This is a genomic window from Sorangium sp. So ce131, from assembly GCF_051519095.1.
Classification (GTDB): Bacteria; Myxococcota_A; Polyangia; order Polyangiales; family Polyangiaceae; genus Sorangium.
The window spans coordinates 10,323,218-10,339,382 of the sequence record NZ_CP150455.1; the positions used below are offsets into that span (position 1 = coordinate 10,323,218).

The 16,165-nt window shown below is 71.4% G+C and carries 12 protein-coding genes; 6 read left to right on the plus strand and 6 right to left on the minus strand.

Annotated elements, in window-relative coordinates; translation table 11 throughout:
* Window positions 1-37: 37 nt before the first annotated feature.
* Together WMF43_RS37475 and WMF43_RS37480 are read right to left on the minus strand one after the other, a co-directional pair.
* Window positions 38-772 (minus strand): ferritin-like domain-containing protein, encoded by a 735-nt coding sequence (locus WMF43_RS37475; RefSeq protein ID WP_437672245.1) that lies wholly within the window; start codon window positions 770-772, stop codon window positions 38-40.
* Window positions 769-1,431 (minus strand): hypothetical protein, encoded by a 663-nt coding sequence (locus WMF43_RS37480; RefSeq protein ID WP_437672246.1) that lies wholly within the window; start codon window positions 1,429-1,431, stop codon window positions 769-771. The genes WMF43_RS37475 and WMF43_RS37480 overlap by 4 nt, the downstream gene beginning before the upstream one ends.
* Window positions 1,432-1,674: 243 nt before the next feature.
* Between WMF43_RS37480 and WMF43_RS37485 the strand changes: the two genes are divergently transcribed.
* The 3 genes from WMF43_RS37485 to WMF43_RS37495 all read left to right on the plus strand — a co-directional run bounded on the left by WMF43_RS37485 (window position 1,675) and on the right by WMF43_RS37495 (window position 4,412).
* Window positions 1,675-2,154, plus strand: a complete 480-nt coding sequence (locus tag WMF43_RS37485) for a hypothetical protein (RefSeq protein ID WP_437672248.1) — start codon at window positions 1,675-1,677, stop codon at window positions 2,152-2,154.
* A 342-nt stretch (window positions 2,155-2,496) separates the two neighbouring features.
* The gene (locus tag WMF43_RS37490; protein ID WP_437672250.1) at window positions 2,497-3,006 is read left to right on the plus strand and encodes a hypothetical protein; all 510 of its coding nucleotides are present in this window, start codon (window positions 2,497-2,499) and stop codon (window positions 3,004-3,006) included.
* A 566-nt stretch (window positions 3,007-3,572) separates the two neighbouring features.
* Window positions 3,573-4,412, plus strand: a complete 840-nt coding sequence (locus WMF43_RS37495) for a fibrinogen-like YCDxxxxGGGW domain-containing protein (protein WP_437672252.1) — start codon at window positions 3,573-3,575, stop codon at window positions 4,410-4,412.
* Window positions 4,413-4,435: 23 nt separating this feature from the next.
* On the opposite strand, the gene WMF43_RS37500 is transcribed toward WMF43_RS37495, so the two are convergent.
* From WMF43_RS37500 to WMF43_RS37510, 3 genes are all read right to left on the minus strand, one after another.
* The gene (locus tag WMF43_RS37500; protein ID WP_437672254.1) at window positions 4,436-4,921 is read right to left on the minus strand and encodes a PaaI family thioesterase; all 486 of its coding nucleotides are present in this window, start codon (window positions 4,919-4,921) and stop codon (window positions 4,436-4,438) included.
* Window positions 4,922-5,018: 97 nt separating this feature from the next.
* A complete protein-coding gene (locus tag WMF43_RS37505; protein ID WP_437672255.1) occupies window positions 5,019-6,260 on the minus strand; it encodes a fatty acid desaturase family protein in 1,242 nt (413 codons plus the stop codon).
* 83 nt (window positions 6,261-6,343) lie between these two features.
* Window positions 6,344-7,393 carry an alpha/beta fold hydrolase gene (locus WMF43_RS37510; RefSeq protein ID WP_437672257.1) on the minus strand — a complete coding sequence of 350 codons (1,050 nt, stop codon included), beginning with the start codon at window positions 7,391-7,393 and terminating at the stop codon, window positions 6,344-6,346.
* Between the two features lie 552 nt (window positions 7,394-7,945).
* Here WMF43_RS37510 and WMF43_RS37515 point away from each other — a divergent pair.
* Complete coding sequence (locus WMF43_RS37515; RefSeq protein ID WP_437672259.1) at window positions 7,946-8,638, plus strand: hypothetical protein; 693 nt, start codon at window positions 7,946-7,948, stop codon at window positions 8,636-8,638.
* Between the two features lie 320 nt (window positions 8,639-8,958).
* On the opposite strand, the gene WMF43_RS37520 is transcribed toward WMF43_RS37515, so the two are convergent.
* Window positions 8,959-10,146, minus strand: coding sequence for an MFS transporter (locus tag WMF43_RS37520; protein WP_437672261.1), 1,188 nt, complete (start codon window positions 10,144-10,146; stop codon window positions 8,959-8,961).
* A gap of 247 nt (window positions 10,147-10,393) precedes the next feature.
* Between WMF43_RS37520 and WMF43_RS37525 the strand changes: the two genes are divergently transcribed.
* Both WMF43_RS37525 and WMF43_RS37530 read left to right on the plus strand, forming a co-directional pair.
* Window positions 10,394-13,186 carry a PAS domain S-box protein gene (locus WMF43_RS37525; RefSeq protein ID WP_437672263.1) on the plus strand — a complete coding sequence of 931 codons (2,793 nt, stop codon included), beginning with the start codon at window positions 10,394-10,396 and terminating at the stop codon, window positions 13,184-13,186.
* A gap of 203 nt (window positions 13,187-13,389) precedes the next feature.
* Complete coding sequence (locus WMF43_RS37530) at window positions 13,390-16,161, plus strand: beta-propeller fold lactonase family protein (RefSeq protein WP_437672265.1); 2,772 nt, start codon at window positions 13,390-13,392, stop codon at window positions 16,159-16,161.
* Window positions 16,162-16,165 lie beyond the last annotated feature (4 nt).

Sequence of the window (16,165 nt, forward strand, 5' to 3'; positions counted from 1 at the left end):
GGCTCCCGACGGGAGCCCTCGGGAGGCCGTCAACAACTCAACAAGCGAAGAAGCGCCCGAGCCCAGGGCGAATGACCTGATCGATGGTCTCGTCGAGCAGCGATCGGGCGCTCAGGCCGCTGCACAGCCCGAGCTGCTCCCCTTCCGGCGGAGCGTCGTGGGGCGGCAGGTGCGCGTGCTCGTGGGCCACGAGGTGCCGGAACGCGACCGGCAGGTACCGCTCGACCGCGCTCCGCTCCTCCGCGGAGAGCGTCGGCGCCACCTCGTCGAGCAGGCGCCAGCCGAAGCGGGCGTGGCCCACCTCGTCTGCATAGATGCGGGTCAAGAGCTCCAGGAGAGGCCCCGGCGGCATCTCCAGCCGCTCCGCGCCGATCAGCGCGACCGCCACGGTCTCGCTCATGCAGCAGATGTGGATCACGTTGCGGAGCACGGCGGCGCGCGGCGGCGCGTCGCGGTGCAGCGGGAACTCCGCGCGCTCCGGGAGGCTCGCGGCCGCGACCCCCCCGAGGGACTCGACCACGGCGCCGCACAGGATCCCGTGCTCCCGCTCCTCGCGGGCGAACCCGAGGCACGTGTCGACGAGCTCCGGCGAGAACCGCGCCTCGGCGAGCTGACGCGCGAGCGCCTCGAACACGGCCGACGACGTGTACTCGTTCACCATCCGCCCGCGCCAGGTGCGGATCGCCGACGGAAACAGCGCCTCCGGATAACCGCTCACGTCGAGGGCGCGCGCCCGCGCCCGCTCGCGGAGATCGAGGACCGGCGCGTTCATGCGACCTCCAGCGCGGCGCCCGCGTCGAGCGCCGGCGGGACAGGAGGACCCCAGGGCGTGCAGAAGGCGCGCGAGTAAAGCTCCTCCTCGGGAGCGACGATGTCACCGAAGCAGCACACGCCGCGGACGGGCTCGGCGTCCGCGTACGTGACGACATTGGTCTCCACGCCCTCGATCACCGCCGCGCAGCAGTTCACGAACGACTCGTCCCCCGAGAGGGCGGCCAGCTGCGCCTCGGAGGGCACGGGGTCAGCAACGGGCATTCGCTCCTTCGTGTAGCTCAGGCAGCAGTCGATCTCCTCGCGCGGACGCGCCTGCACGTGGTCGAGATTGACCTTGTCGGTGCACGCGAGCGTCCCCGGCTCCGGCAGCGAGCCCCCGCCGCCCTCGCCGGGCCCGGATCCGGCCGTCCCGACCGAGGTCGTCCCCCCGCCGCCGTTGACGGCGGCGTACGGATCGGTGCCGCCCGGCGCGCCGCCGCCGGTGGAGGCGCCGCCGGTCAGCACCTCCGGCGGCTGCTGCTCCCCGCCGCCCAGGCCCGGCGGCCCCTCGCCGGTGGTGTAGTGTCCGCCGCAGCCCGCCAGGACCTCACAAGCCAGCATGCCCAGCGCGACCCGCGCCGCAGCATTCAGCGCCTTCCGCCTCGTCTCCTCACGCATGATCTCCTCCAGAAGAAGGACCAGGCCAGCGGACCACATCCGCTGTCCATGAGGGGCGCGCACGCCTCCCATCGACCCATAGTATGCCCGCGGGGCGGCAGGAGTGAATCTGCACGTTCGTTACGCAATTATATTGATCGGCCAAACAATGTCGCGCGCCGGCGCGCCTCCCCTCGCTTGCTCCTGACCGCCCCCTCGCTTGCTCCTGGACGAGCTCACGGCGGTGCTGCTACCAGGGCAGCCATGCGAATGACCCCTGCGTTTGGCTTCATCGCCGCCGCGCTCGCGGCTGCGTGCGGCTCCTCGACCGCCGATCCGGACCCGAGCGAGACGTTCTGCGTCCCGGGCTCGACCACATCGTGCACCTGTCACGCCGTCAGCGGGCCGGGCACGGCGACGTGCCTCCCTGACGGCAGCGCCTACGGCCCGTGCCAGGAAGAAGGCGGCGGCGAGTGCGCCTGCCCCCTGGGACGCAGCGACAGCTGCTGTCCGGGCGACGGCATCTGCTGCCCCTGCGTGCTCGGCTGCGACGAGGACAAGATCTTCTCGCAGGATCCCGCGACCGACGCGCTCATCGCCTGCGCCTGCGCGGCGGGCGTCTGCGCCGAGGAGTGCGAGGTGGAGTGCGCCGGCGAGGGCATCTCGGCGCGCTGCGCGCCGTGCGTGGAGCAGGCGGGGATGGACCAGTGCAAGGCCGAGCTCGAGGCGTGCAGCGGGAGCTGAGCTCCGCTCGCGCGGGCAGGTCCAGCGCCGCCGGGGCGAGCTCCGCCGGGCTGCGGGCAGGCTCGCGAGCTCGACGGGTGATCCTGCCGTGGTCACCTCGCTCGATCGGCCTGCTGCCTGCCTGAGCCGCCGCGCTCCTCCGTCTGCCTGACGCGCCGAGCTCGCCGAGCGCGCCGACCGCTACGACCCCGACGACCTCGACCCACGCCGCGCGCTGAGCCCGCCGTGACACCCGACCAGACCGCCACGCCGGAGATCGCGCTGACCACGCGGCCGTGCGGCGACTTCCGCGCGCGGAGACCCCGGTCCACGGATTGCTTCCGAGCGGGCCGGGAGGTTCTCATGACACAGTCCGTTGTTTACCCCGCCATGGACGACGTGCTTCCGGCGGCGGAGCAGGCCGAACCCGGCGCCGTCGCGCCGGCGGTCCAGCAGAACGCAGCGATCCCCTCGAAGTTGCTCTTCGGCGTCCTGCCCATCCGGCGCGTCATCCCCCAGGACGTCCACTCGGTCCTCGACTACGCAAACGGTTTCATGGTCGCCATGGCCGGCCTCTCCTCCAGCAGGCGGGAGGCGAAGATCGCCGGCGTGATGCTCGGCGCATCGGTCATCTCCGTGTCTCTGCTCACCGACTATCGGCTGAGCCTGGCGAAGCTGATCCCGATCGAGATGCACGAAGCGCTCGATTATGCGTGGAGCGCGTCCGTGATCGCGGCGCCGTTCGTCTTCGGGTACACAAAGCGCGCACCGCTCGCGGCGATGGTCCAAATTGCCACAGGCGCGGCCACCATCCTGGGGTCGATGTTCACCGACTACCGGGCGGCGCGAGGGAGCATGCAGAGCGCCACGTAGCGCGGCGCGGCCCCGCGGGCAGCCAGCCGGGCTCGTCCCGGGCTGCGCGGGGGTGGCGCCGAGCAGGCCGGCCCCCAGCGAGAGAGCTCGCCGCGCGGCGAACTCCCTCGCTGGGGGTCTGTCGTCTTCACGTACCCAAAGCCCAATTTGGGCGATACCGTACCAGGATGTCCGCGGCTGCGAGCGCGAGCAGCGAGCGCTTGTGTGCAGATGCAGCACGGCTCGTGATCGCGGGAGAGCGCGATCCGTGTGTCGTGTCGCGCCTCGGAATCACAAGGCGCCGGGAGGCCGACACGAAAACCGTCACCTCAGCGAGGTGAGGACGCCCTTCCCGACGGGCGGGACGGGTGCCCACAGCTCGGCCTCGAGCGCCCACACTTTTTGACTTGACATTTTATTACAATTGTGCACCTACCGATGCCTCCCGCCCGCGCGTATCCGGCGAGGCGGCCGCGCCTCCGCACCGCCAGGGCGACAGCGCTCGCCGCGCGGGCGAGGGATGCATGCGTTGCCTGCCGTGCCGGAGTGAGGCAGGAGCGGTGGGTGATGCCGCAGGAGGAAGCGAGATGAGGAGCGGGTCCGCGACATGGATCGGGGCGGCGTGGTGCCTTCTGGCCTGCGGGTGTACGGCGCTCGCCGGGCTGGACAAGCCGTATCACCCGATAGACGGCGAGGCGGGCGGAGGCGGAGCTGGGGGAGCTGACGGAGGCAGCGGAGGTGGAGGCGGTGAGATCGGCGGCTACCAGCGGTGCAGCGACGTCCCCGAGAGCCTCCCGGACGGCGCCTATGCGCTCGATCCGGACGGGTCCGGCCCGGAGGAGGAGCTCCTGGTCTACTGCGGCCCGCCCATCGACGGCGAGCGGTGGGCCCTCGTCTACAACAGCGTCGGCTCGGAGGAAGGCACCACCCTCGCCTTCTGGAAATTCCTGTACAGCGATCGGCTCAAGACGAGGGGCGAGCCGTCGATCGAAAACAACCATTACCAGCCTGCCCTTTACCGCGTCGGACGGGAGTACCGCGACGAGATCGAGGATCGCGAGGGGCTCGCCCTGGACGTCATGCGCGCGACCGCCGAGGGGATCGACACCGAGACCATGCGCTTCGTCAACCCGGTGCCGGTCTCCGGGCACGGCAAGATCTTCGAGTGGCAGTTCGCCGCCGGGTGGTCCTCGACGGATTACGACGGCGACACCGACGACGACAACTGCGCGGAACACTACGCGGGCGTCGCGCAGCACTACGGGTACTGCTTCGTCTACAACCTCGGCGCCGACGCCGACGATCCGTACGAGGACGGCGGCTTCGGCCCGCACATCGCCACCGACGACGCGACCGCGTTCGGGTTCGTGAACGACGGCACCCCGTACACGCGGCTCAACCGGATCTCCCGCTGGACCCGGTGGTGAACGCGCCGCGGCTGGAGACCTCCTCACCTCAGGATGAGGCACGTCGTCGTGGCGTGGGCATACAGGGTGCCCTCGGCGTCGCGCAGCGTCCCGTCGGCGGTCGCGTGGCGCTTGCCGAGGTACACGACGCGCCCCTCGGCGAAGAGCTCGACGCCGGCGCGCGGGCCGCGCACGAAGCTCACCTGGAGCGAGACCGTCGAGTAACCGACCCCAGCCTCCAGGGACGTATGAACGGCGCAGCCCACAGCCGAGTCGAGCATCGTGCTCAGGTAACCGCCGTGGACCGTGCCGATCGGGTTCTGGTGCTGCTCGCCCGGGGTGCCGGCGACCACGACGCGGCCCGACTCCACCACGTCGAGCCGGAGCCCGAGGAGGTGGGCTATCGGAGCGGCCGGCAGCTCTCCCTTCATCATCGCGGTGAGGTAGTCGACGCCGGACATCGACCGCACCTTCTCCGCGGCCGGCGCCGGATCCGGCCATGCCACCACAAGCTGCCTCTCCTGGCTCATCGTCATCGCTCCTTCTCCAAGCGGCCCACCACGCTGCCGCTGCTGTATCGATGCTCGTCCTGTACAATGTGCCTGCGGGCCCAGCTGACCGCCGAGCTTAGGCGGAAAGCCGCGTCACCTCAAGGTCGCCGCCGACCCGCCGCGCGGCGCGGCGCGCCTCGGCAGGGGTGATCGTGACGCGCGCGACCTGCACCTTGTCGTCGCTCACCACCGCGCGGACCATCTCGACGATGCGCCGCCAGACCGAGTCCCGCCGGTACGGGAGCCCGTGCTCGCGGCAGAGCGCCTCGACCTCCCTCGCGACCTGCGGAACCTGCCGCAACGGCAGATCCGGCCAGAGGTGATGCTCGATCTGGTAGCCCATGTAACCGTGCAGGAAGTCGGCGGCGCCGCTCGGGCTCCTGTAGTTCACCGAGCCCACGATCTGCCGGACGTAATACTCCTCGCGGCTCCGCGCGGGGCCCTCGAAGATCGGGATGTCCAGGCCGGTGTGGGTCGGCGCGATCGCCGCGAAGCTGTGCAGGTTCGACAGGAGCTCCGCGACGAGGCTGTTGACGAGCACGCCGAGCGCGGCCCAGCGGCCGAGCGGGAGGAACACGAGCGGCAGGATCACGAAGTGCACGGCCGCGTAAGGCAGGTAAGAGCGCAGCAGCATCTCGCGGTCGAGCAGCGCCGCGGGCGTCCACCCGTCGCCGGACGCCTCCTGCGCCGCCTGAGCCGCGCGGCCGCGCCCCTCGCGGGCGTTCTTCCGCGTCGCGGGGCCGTAGTAGATCCACTTCCACGTGCCCGCGGTCGCGAGGAGCGCGAGCGCGCGGACGAGCTTCGACCGCTTCTTCAGCCACTCCATGTTGACGGCCAGCCGGTCGGGATCCCGCTCGTCGCCGACGTAGCAATGGTGAGAGACGTTGTGCTGGCCCTGCCACTCGCTCGCGTCCAGCCAGTCGAACCAGTCCCAGAAGCGGCGCCGCCCGCGCGCGAACGTGCGGCTGTGCCACGCCGGATCGCCGGCGGCGACGTCGTCGTACGCCCGGTGGAGGACCGGATGGGCGATCACGACCCACCGGGCGAACCGGCCAAGGGCGATGAGCGCCATCGAGAGGGGGTTCGGGCCGAGCACGCAGGTGGCATAACCAAGGAACGAGAACGCGCGGCCGAGCCACGACAGGCGCTTGATGTGGTCGAGATCCTCCTGGCCCGTCCGGGCCGTGGCGCGGGCGCGGATCGCCTTGAGGCCCGCGACGAGCCGCCGGGCGTCCTCGGACGACAGGACGACGTCGCCGCGAGCGTTCGTGACGGCGCGAGACGGCAGGGCACGGGAAGGGGCTTGTTCGGTCTTCATCTTCATCTCTCCAGCGGAGCGAGGTGTGCTATCGGCGGCGGCGACGGCGGCGATGACAGGGACGGCGGCGAGGTCCCGAGCGCTCATGACGCGGCCTCCGGGGCCGGCTGGCGGCGCAGCCAGGCGGCGATCTGCTCGTACGGGGTGCAGGGGACCGCCGGGCCGAGCCCGAGATCCAGCCTGCGGGGGAAGGCGATGTGGCCGCCGCCATCCATCCAGGCGACGCGGACGGCCGGCGAGCGCCGCGCGTGCGCCTCGAGGCCGGCGAGCGTCGACGGCGGCACCATCGGATCCTGAGGCGAGTAGAGGAGCAGCGCCGGCGTGGCGATCGCGCCGAGGATCCTGCCGGCGCTCTGGGACTCGTAGTACTCCGTGGGATCGCGGAAGCCGAAGCGGCGGACGACGGTGAGCTCGTCCCACGCGCGCAGGGTCTCCGCGCGATCGACCTCGGCGGGAGAGACCGGCACCGGCCGCCGCCGCGCGATGTCCCGGTACATCTGCTGCAGGCCCGCGAGGACGTGGCGCCGATACACGGCGCTCTCCGGGCGGTCCATGTGGCGGACGGCGCCGTCGAGGTACAGGGGCGAGCAGATCGAGGCCACCGCGGCGAGCCGCGGGCGCCGCGCCGCCGCGAGGTGGAGCGCCACGTGCCCGCCCATCGAGAAGCCGACGACATAGACCCGCTCGTAACGGCCGACGGTCGCGTCGTCGCGCAGCACCGCGGCGAGGTCCTCCCAGAGCCCGGCGTGGTGGAGATCCTCCGGGTCGCGCGACGAGCCGCGCTGGCCGAGGCGGAGCACCGACATGCCCAGCGCGCACAGGGCCGATGTCGCCCGGCGCTGGTAAGCCGAGCGGACGTTCCCGCCCATGCCGTGGAGCAGGACGACCAGCTCGCGGCTGCCAGGCGTCGGGAAGTACAGGCCGGTCAACGTCGCCGGGCCGTGGACGCCGCCCGAGACACGGAATCGAAAGGGGAGCGCGGACGGGAGGTCCGAGGCGAAGCCGTTCGCGACGAACGCCGCGATCGTCGCGACGTGGCCGCGCAGGAGAGAGGGGCTGTCGGGCCGACGTGCGGCGGCCGGCGGCTCGAGGCCGATCGCGGGGGTGCAGTACGCGGCATGCTGCTGGGCCATGGGTCCTCTCGTGCCTTTCTTCTCCGCCGTGGCGCGCTGCCCGGCCGGGCTTCGGGTCTCTGGGTACTCGTGGAGGATGGGGTAGGAGCGGCAGCGGGCGACGCGCTCACCGGGCGGCCCGCGCGCTCTGCCGAGAGGCGCCTTTGCAGCGAGGATGCCAGGCCGCGCGAGGCCCGGGATCCAGCGCGCAGAGCGCCTCCGGCGCGGCGCGACGCGGGTGGCCGCGGGGCGCGCGGGCGGCGCGCCTGGAGGGGCCAACCTCCAGCCGGGGGGGCCGGCCTTCAGCGCGATGGGCGACGGCCCCCGACCGAGGGCGCCTGCCTCCAGCCGAGGGCGTCGACCTCCAGCCGACGAGGGAGAGCGCGCGCCGCCGCGAGGGCTCCGGCCGCCTGAACACGGCAGATCCTCGCGGGCGCAGCGGCGCGGCCGGGTGGCATCGCGATTGCCATACACGCAGCGGCGAGGACGAGAGGCGCAGCGCCCTACAGCGGGTGGACGCGCACGTCCTCGCGAAGAGAAGCACCAGGCAAAGGAGCGTTAACGATGCATCCCGTGGCGTTGACTACAGGGGTTATCCAGCTGGTGGCGGGCGCGGCGCTCGGCTACCTCACCGTCTCCGTGGCGGAGTCGTTTCTTCACCGGAACGCGCTGCACGCGAGCGGCAGGACCCGCCGCGCGGCGCAGAAGCTCGGCGCCGCCGGCCGTCCGCTGCTGCGCGCCTATACGAGCCACACCGTCGTGCACCACGGCAAGACCTACCGCGAGAGCCACGTCCAGCAGTTCAGGAGCCTCGAGGAGCAAGAGCGCCTCGATCGCTGGATCGTCGAGACCCAGGGCAGCCGGCGGATCATCCAGGAGAAATACGGCGTCTCGCTCGCCGGCCTCGGGATCCTCGCGTTCGCCGCCCCGGTGCTGCCGTTCTTCGCCGCGTACGTGTTCTTCCTGCCCGTGCCGGCGCTGCTCGGCGCCCTGGCCGCGCTCGTGATCTACCCGCTGTCCTCGCTGGTGCTCCACCCGTACCTGCACATGCCCCGCGCCGAGGCCATGGCCCGCGCGTCGGCGCCGATGCGGTGGCTGCTCGACACCCGGTACGTGCGCTTCATCTCGCGGCACCACTACCTCCATCACCGGTACATGCACTGCAACTACAACCTCCTCTGGCTCGGCGACGTGCTCCTCGGGCGGCACCGCCGCCCGAGCGACAAGGACGTCGAGGAGATGCGCAAGATCGGAATGATCTGCTAACGAGGGCGCGCCCGTCGCCCCTCGACCCACGGCGTCCGGGCGGCGCGCCGCGCCGCGCTACGCCGACGATCGAGCATGTTCCTGTCGCGGTCCTGGGCGCCGGCCTCGCGCGCCGGGAGCTCGAGATCAGCCTCGCGGCCGTCCTGCGGCGCATGCCCGACCTGCGCCTGTCCAGCGAGCACGCGCCGCGGCCCAAGTTCGAGAGCCTGCTCTTCCGCGGCTTCCATTCGCTGCCGCTCGAGTTCTGACGGCAGGCGGGACGCCGGGAAGACCGCGAGCTCCCGGCGTCCTCGCCGCCCTGGCGGCGCCGCCTCGGGCCATCAGCCCGCCCGGCGCTCCGCGGGCTCGCGCGTCGCGCGGAGCAGCGCCTCGTGCAGCAGAAAGAGGCCCACGGCCGCGACCACCGCGAGCGCGCCGACCGCCGAGAGCCCCACCCGCGCGGCGAGGAGGCCGCCGATGCTGGGCAGGACGATGCCGCCGATCATGCCCGCGCTCACCTGGAACCCGATCGCATGGGCCGTGTACGGGCCGAGACGAGCCGGGGTGCGGGACATCAACGTCGGGTAGATGGGCGCGAGGCCGAGCCCGGCCAGCATGAGCCCCACGGCCCCCGGCCACGCCGGGCCGACCGCGAACAGCGCGCTGCCGAGCAGCGCCGCGACCGTGGCCATGCGGAGCAGCCGGTCCGCGCCGACCCGATCCACCGCGATCCCGAGCAGGAAGCGGCCGACGCCGAGGCTGGCCCAGTAGGCGCCCGCCCAGACGCCGGCCGTCTCCGTCGCCACGCCGCGCGCCTCGGTGTTCACCGTGAAGCTCCATTGCCCGAGCGTCACCTCGAGGCCGACGTAGAGAAAGAACACCGCGATCTGCAGCCACACGCGGCCCTGCCGCAGCGCCGCGCCGGTCGGGGCGCCCGGCGCATCCTGGGCGCCCGGCGCATCCTGGGCGCCCGCGCCGGCCGCCGCGGGCGCGCGGAACGACGCCTTGGCCAGGGCGAACGCCGTGGTCAGGACCAGCATGATCGCGCCGAGGATCGCGTAGCCCCAGCGCCAGGAGCCGGTGGTCGCGAGCGCCGCCGTCGCGATGAGCGGCCCGAGCGCCGCGCCGACGCAGTAGCAGGCGTGCAGCCAGTTCATGTGGCGCGCGGAGAAGTTGCTCGCCGCGTACGCGTTGAGCCCCGCGTCGATCGCGCCCGAGCCCAGGCCGGCGATCAGCCCGCAGAGGATCAGGAGCGGCCAGACCGGCGTCGACGCATAAGCGAGCATGGCGACCGTGATGAGTCCGCTGCTGACGGCGAGCAGCTTGCCCACCCCGAGCCGCTCCACCAGCCTCCCCGCCGCGATCCCGGACGAGAAATACCCCGCGCCCGTCCCGACCAGGAGCGCGCCAAGGGCGCTCTGGGGCAGGGCGAACGCCGTGCGCAGCGAGGGCCACGCGACGCCGAGCACCGCGTCGGGCAGCCCGAGGCTCACGAACCCGACATAGGTGAGGATCAGCAGCGGCGGCACGCAGGCAGCCTTTCTCCCGGCGCTCCGCAGGCCCTGGAGTAACGAAGCTTGCACGAAGTCGACATGGCCGGTGAGGTTACATCCTCGCCACCCCCACCGGAGGTGGAAAGGCGCTGCCCCGGAGCAGGGCGGGCAACCCTCGTTCTTTCAGGACGGAGAGGCTCGGTTCAGGTCCTTCGCTTGCCTCGGGCGGCCGGATCGCGCGGACCGGGCGTCCGACCTCGAAGCATTGTATGAGCAAACGACCATGCGCCCGCCGGTCGCCGCCGTGCTGCTTCTGGAGGACAACGAGCTCGACGCCGCGCGCGTCCGCGAGCGGCTCGATCTGGCGGGGCTCCCGGTAGCGGTCGAACGCGTCAGTGGCCGCGACGACTTCGTGGCACGGCTCCAGGAGAGGCCTTACGACCTCATCCTCTCCGACTACGAGCTTCCGGCGCTGGAGGGGCTCGCCTCGCTGGAGCTCGCCCGCGAGCACCAGCCCGAGGCGGCGTTCGTCTTCGTCTCCGGGACGCCGGGAGAGGAGCGCGCGGTCGAGGCGCTGAAGCGCGGGGCGACCGACTACGTCATGAAGCAGCGCCTCTCCGCGCTCCCGGCCGCCGTCGCGCGGGCGCTCGACGAGGCCTGCGCGCGGCGCGCGCAGAAGGCGGCCGCGGCGGCCCTCCAGGAGAGGGAAGCGGAGTACCGGACCCTGTTCGAGGCGGCCGCGGCCGGGAGCGCGGAGGTGGAGCTTCCGACTGGCCAGCTCATCCGTGTGAACCAGAAGTTCTGCGAGATGACCGGCTACACCCGGGAGGAGCTGACCCGAGGCATGACCCTCGCCGACCTCACCCACCCGGACGACCGGGCCGACCACCAGGCCGCGGTGGAGCGCCTCGAGCGGGGCGAGATCCCCGAGTACCAGTTCGAGAAGCGGTATGTCCGCAAGGACGGCACGCTGCTCTGGGTCCATGTGACCGACTCCGTGGTCCGCCGGGCCGCGGGGCGGCCGGCCCGGCTCCTCGCCGTCGTTCAGGACATCACCGCCCGGAAGCGGGCCGAGGAGCGCCTGCGGCTCCTCTACGCGGTGGGCGAGGCGACGCGGTCGGCGGTGGATCCCAGGGACGTGATGACCGCCACGACCCGGCTCCTGGGCGAGCACCTGAAGGCCACGCGCTGCGCCTACGCCGGCGTGGAGCCCGACAACGACCAGTTCACGATTCACGAGGACTGGGCGGCCCACGGGGCCCCGAGCTCCGCCGGCACGTACTCGCTCGACCGGTTCGGCCCCCGCGCCGCGGCGGACATGCGCGCGGGTCGGACGCTCGTGGTGCGGGACATGGACCGGGAGGTCGCCCCCTCGGAGGGGGCAAACATGTTCAACGCGCTCGGCATCAAGGCGATCGTCTGCTGTCCGCTCGTGAAAGGGGGGCGGCTGGTCGCGATGATGGCCGTCCACCAGGCTGCCCCGCGCGACTGGCTCCCTGAAGAGATCACCACCGTGGAAGAGGTGGTGGAGCGCTCGTGGGCGCACATCGAGCGGGTGCGGGCGGAGGTCGAGCGGACGCGGTTCGCCCTGCTCGCCGAGAACGCGCATGACTTCGTCGGCATCGCCGGGCCGGACCTCTCGCCGCTCTACGTGAACCAAGCGGGCATGGCCCTGGTCGGGCTGGACAGCGCCGACGAGTTCCGGGCGACCAAGGTGCTCGACTTCTTCTTTCCGGAAGATCATCCGACCATCCGCGACGAGTTCCTCCCCCGCGTCGCGCGCGAAGGGGCGGCCGAGATCGAGGTCCGGTTCCGGCACTTCAAGACCGGGGAGCCGATCTGGATGACCTACGGCGTCGTGGCGCTCAGGGATACCTCCGGGCGGCTCACCGGGTTCGCGACCGTGAGCCGCAACATCACCGCGCGGCGGCGGGCCGAGGAGGCGCTCAAGGAGGCCGACCGGCGGAAGGACGAGTTCCTCGCCATCCTCGCCCACGAGCTCAGGAACCCGCTCGCGCCGATCCGCACGGGGCTCCAGACCCTCAAGCGGGTTCCGGCCGACGGCCCGGAGGCCGAGAGGACCCTGGCCATCATGGAGCGGCAGCTCGCGCACATGGTGCGCCTCATCGACGATCTGCTCGACGTCTCGCGGATCACCCGCGGGAAGATCGATCTCCGCAAGGAGCGGATCGATCTCGAGACCGTCATCGAGAACGCCGTCGAGGCGAGCCGCCCGCTCATCGAGGCCGGGAGGCACCAGCTCTCCGTCGCGCTGCCGGACGAGCCGCTGTGGCTCGACGCCGATCTCACCCGGCTGGCGCAGGTGGTGAGCAACCTCATCAACAACGCGGCGAAATACACCCCCGACGGCGGCCGTATCGATGTCTCGGTCCGCCGGGAGGAGCGCGAGGCGCTCGTCGTGGTCAAGGACTCCGGCGTCGGCATCTCGGGGGAGATGCTCCCTCGCGTCTTCGAGATGTTCGCCCAGGCGAATCGCACCCTGGAGCGCGCCCACGGGGGCCTCGGCATCGGCCTGACGCTCGTCCACCGGCTCGTCGAGATGCACGGCGGAACGGTGCAGGTGGAGAGCGAGGGCCCGAATCGGGGGAGCACGTTCACCGCGCGGCTGCCGCTCCTGGACGCCCCCGCGCCGGCCCGCGCGGAGGCCCCTGAGAACGGCCGCGCGGAGGCCAAGGTGGCGGGCAAACGCGTCCTGGTCGTCGACGACAACCGGGACGGCGCCGAGACCCTCGCCCTCTTGCTCGAGATCTTCGGCCACGACACCCAGATCGCGTACGACGGCCCGGGCGCCCTGGAGGCCGTCCAGACGTTCCGCCCCGACGTCGCGTTCCTCGACATCGGCCTCCCGGGGTTCAGCGGCTACGAGGTCGCGAGGAGGCTCCGCGAGGACCCGGCGCTCCGGTCGACGGTGCTGGTCGCCCTGACCGGCTGGGGGGCGGAAGAATACCGGCAGAAGAGCCGGGAGGCCGGGTTCGACTTTCACCTCACGAAGCCGGTGGAGGCCGCCCAGGTGAACGCCATCCTGTCGAGGGTCGCCGGGCTCGGCGGAGAGTGACGCGCTGCGGGCGGCCACCCGGCGCGGAGCTGCAAGACATACAGCGGGGCACCGGTAGGTCGTCGCGAGAGCGCGTTCGCGGGAGGTGTTGCCGAGGCGGCAGACGCGCCGTCGCGCTCGGGTCGCGCGCGGCTTAGGCCACCGCGCGAGCTCGCGAGCTTCAACCAGTTGCGAAATTGTTCTTTTTTGAATAGTCTGAAAAGATGTTATCTTTCCGCCATCTGCGTCATTTTGTGGCTGTGTGTTCCGGTGTCACAGCCGCGCTCCTCGTTGCCGCCCACCCCGCGGCGGCTGCCACGCCGTTTACGACGTTCGAATCGGGCCAGGTCCGCCCCCTGGCCCTCTCTGCGAACGGTCAGCTGCTCTTCGCGGTGAACACGCCCGACAACCGGCTGGAGATCTTCCACGTCCGAGCAAACCGGTTGCAGCACAAGGCTTCTGTGCCCGTGGGCCTCGAGCCGGTCGCCGTGGCTGCCCGGAGCAACGACGAAGTCTGGGTGGTGAACCACCTGTCCGACAGCGTGAGCGTGGTCGACGTCCGAGACGCGGGCAACGCGCACGTCGTGCGCACGCTGCTCGTCGGAGATGAGCCGCGCGACATCGTATTCGCTGGACCGGGGCGCTCGCGCGCCTTCATCACCGCGGCCCACCGCGGGCAAAACATCCCCTTCGATCCGCAGATCACGACGCCCGGCGTGGGGCGCGCGGATGTCTGGGTGTTCGACGCCGACCAGCTCGGAACCTCGCTCGGCGGCGCGCCGCTCTCCATCGTGACGCTCTTCGGCGACACCCCCCGCGCGCTCGCAGTGACGCCGGACGGCAGCAGGGTGTACGCGGCCGCCTTCCACTCGGGCAACCGCACGACCGCCATCGACGAGAGCCTCGTGCCGAACGGCGGGGAGGCCGCGGGCGGATTGCCCTGGCCCAACGCCAATTTCGAGGGGATCCCGCAGCCGGAGGTGGGGCTCATCGTCAAGTTCGACGGGACCCACTGGGTCGACGAGCTGGATCGTCCCTGGGATGACGTGGTGCGCTTCTCGCTGCCCGACAAGGATGTCTTCGTCATCGACGCGCTCGCCGATCCGCCTCGCCAGGTGGACGGGCCGGGCGGCTTCTTCTCCGGCGTGGGGACCATCCTGTTCAACATGGTCGTGAACCCGGTGAACAAGAAGATCTACGTGTCCAACACCGACGCCCGCAACGAGGAGCGGTTCGAGGGAGCGGGCCTCTTCGCCGGCCACAGCGTGCGAGGCCACCTGCACGAGAGCCGGATCACCGTCCTCGGTCCGACCGGCGTCGCCCCGAGGCACCTCAACAAGCACATCGATTACAGCAGCTGCTGCGCGCCGGTCGCGAACGCCGAGAGCGCGAGGAGCCTGGCACAGCCGCTGGAGATGGCCGTGACGAGCGACGGCGCGACCCTGTATGTCGCGGCGCTCGGCTCGGACAAGATCGGCGTCTTCGACACCGCGGCGCTCGAGGACGACACGTTCGTGCCCAGCACGGCGAACCAGATCCACGTCCCTGGAGGCGGCCCGACCGGCCTCGTGCTCGATGAGCGCCGGAAGCGGCTCTACGTGCTCACGCGCTTCGACAACGCAATCTCGGTCATCAATACGCGGACCCGCCGTGAGGTCGCGCACGTGCCGATGCACAACCCGGAGCCTCCGAGCGTCGTCCGGGGGCGCCGCGTTCTCTACGACGCGTCGCTGAGCTCGAGCCACGGCGACTCGTCCTGCGCGAGCTGCCACATCTTCGGCGACTTCGATAGCCTCGCGTGGGATCTCGGGAATCCGGACGGCTCCGTCCTGGAGAACCCAGGACCGTTCTGCACCGAGCTCTTCGGCCTGGATCCGAGCCTCCATCCGATGAAGGGGCCGATGACGACCCAGAGCCTGCGCGGGATGGCCAACCACGGGCCGATGCACTGGCGCGGCGACCGCACGGGCGGCCATGATGCCCCCACGTCCCAGCCGGACAGCGGTGTGTTCGACGAGCGGGCAGCGTTCAGGGAGTTCCGGGCATCGTTCGTCGATCTGCTCGGGCGAGACGAGTCGATCTCCGAGGAGGATATGGACGCCTTCACGGACTTCATCCTCCAGGTCACCTACCCGCCGAGCCCCATCCGCGCGCTCGACGACTCGCTCACGCCCGACCAGCTCGCGGGACGCGCCTTCTTCGGGGGCCCCGTCTCGAGCATCCTCGGCGCCTCGTGCATCGGGTGTCACGTCGTCGATCCCGAGGCCAACCCCGGCGCCTCCGCGCCGGGCTTCTTCGGCAGCGACGGCGGCTCGGCCAACGCCAACGAGTCCCAGGTGTTCAAGGTCCCGCACCTGCGCAACCAGTACCAGAAGGTCGGGATGTTCGGCATGGCGGAGTCGTTCGTGTTCCCGTTCGGCGGCTCCAACGCTCACATGGGTGACCAGGTCCGCGGCTTCGGGTTCCTCCACGACGGCGCCGTCGATACGCTCTTCCGCTTCAACTCCTTCTCCGATTTCGTCCAGATTCCGGAGAACCCTGGCGGCTTCCCCGTCGGCCCCGAGGGGGACCTCCTGAAGCACCAGGTGGCGGCGTACATGCTGGCGCTGGAGTCGAACCTGAAGCCGATCGTGGGTCAGCAGATCACGCTCACGTCATCGAACGGTGCGGTGGCCGGTCCGCGCATCGATCTGCTCGTGGCGCGCGCTGACGCTGGCGATTGTGATCTCGTCGTCAAAGGTCAATCCTACGGCGAGGAGATTGGCTTTTTATACACGGGAAATGGCCTGTTCGCCGCCGACCGCGAGCTCGAGCCGTGGCGGTCCAGCGCCGAGCTCCGCCTGCTCGCCGGCGGGAGCGACGGCGAGCTGACGTATACCTGCGTGCCGCCGGGATCGGGCGAGCGTATCGGCGTCGATCGCGACGGCGATGGCGCACGGGACGGTGACGAGCGGGACGCTGGCAGCGACCCGGCCGACCCGACGAGCGTCCCGTGACGGC

Bases quoted from the DNA above. Each gene is read 5' to 3' on its own strand.
- WMF43_RS37500 (WP_437672254.1), bottom strand. From the start codon at position 4,921: ATGAGCCAGGAGAGGCAGCTTGTGGTGGCATGGCCGGATCCGGCGCCG.
- WMF43_RS37475 (WP_437672245.1), bottom strand. From the start codon at position 772: ATGAACGCGCCGGTCCTCGATCTCCGCGAGCGGGCGCGGGCGCGCGCC.
- WMF43_RS37505 (WP_437672255.1), bottom strand. From the start codon at position 6,260: ATGAAGACCGAACAAGCCCCTTCCCGTGCCCTGCCGTCTCGCGCCGTC.
- WMF43_RS37495 (WP_437672252.1), top strand. From the start codon at position 3,573: ATGAGGAGCGGGTCCGCGACATGGATCGGGGCGGCGTGGTGCCTTCTG.
- WMF43_RS37480 (WP_437672246.1), bottom strand. From the start codon at position 1,431: ATGCGTGAGGAGACGAGGCGGAAGGCGCTGAATGCTGCGGCGCGGGTC.
- WMF43_RS37485 (WP_437672248.1), top strand. From the start codon at position 1,675: ATGCGAATGACCCCTGCGTTTGGCTTCATCGCCGCCGCGCTCGCGGCT.
- WMF43_RS37490 (WP_437672250.1), top strand. From the start codon at position 2,497: ATGACACAGTCCGTTGTTTACCCCGCCATGGACGACGTGCTTCCGGCG.
- WMF43_RS37530 (WP_437672265.1), top strand. From the start codon at position 13,390: ATGTTATCTTTCCGCCATCTGCGTCATTTTGTGGCTGTGTGTTCCGGT.
- WMF43_RS37510 (WP_437672257.1), bottom strand. From the start codon at position 7,393: ATGGCCCAGCAGCATGCCGCGTACTGCACCCCCGCGATCGGCCTCGAG.
- WMF43_RS37525 (WP_437672263.1), top strand. From the start codon at position 10,394: ATGCGCCCGCCGGTCGCCGCCGTGCTGCTTCTGGAGGACAACGAGCTC.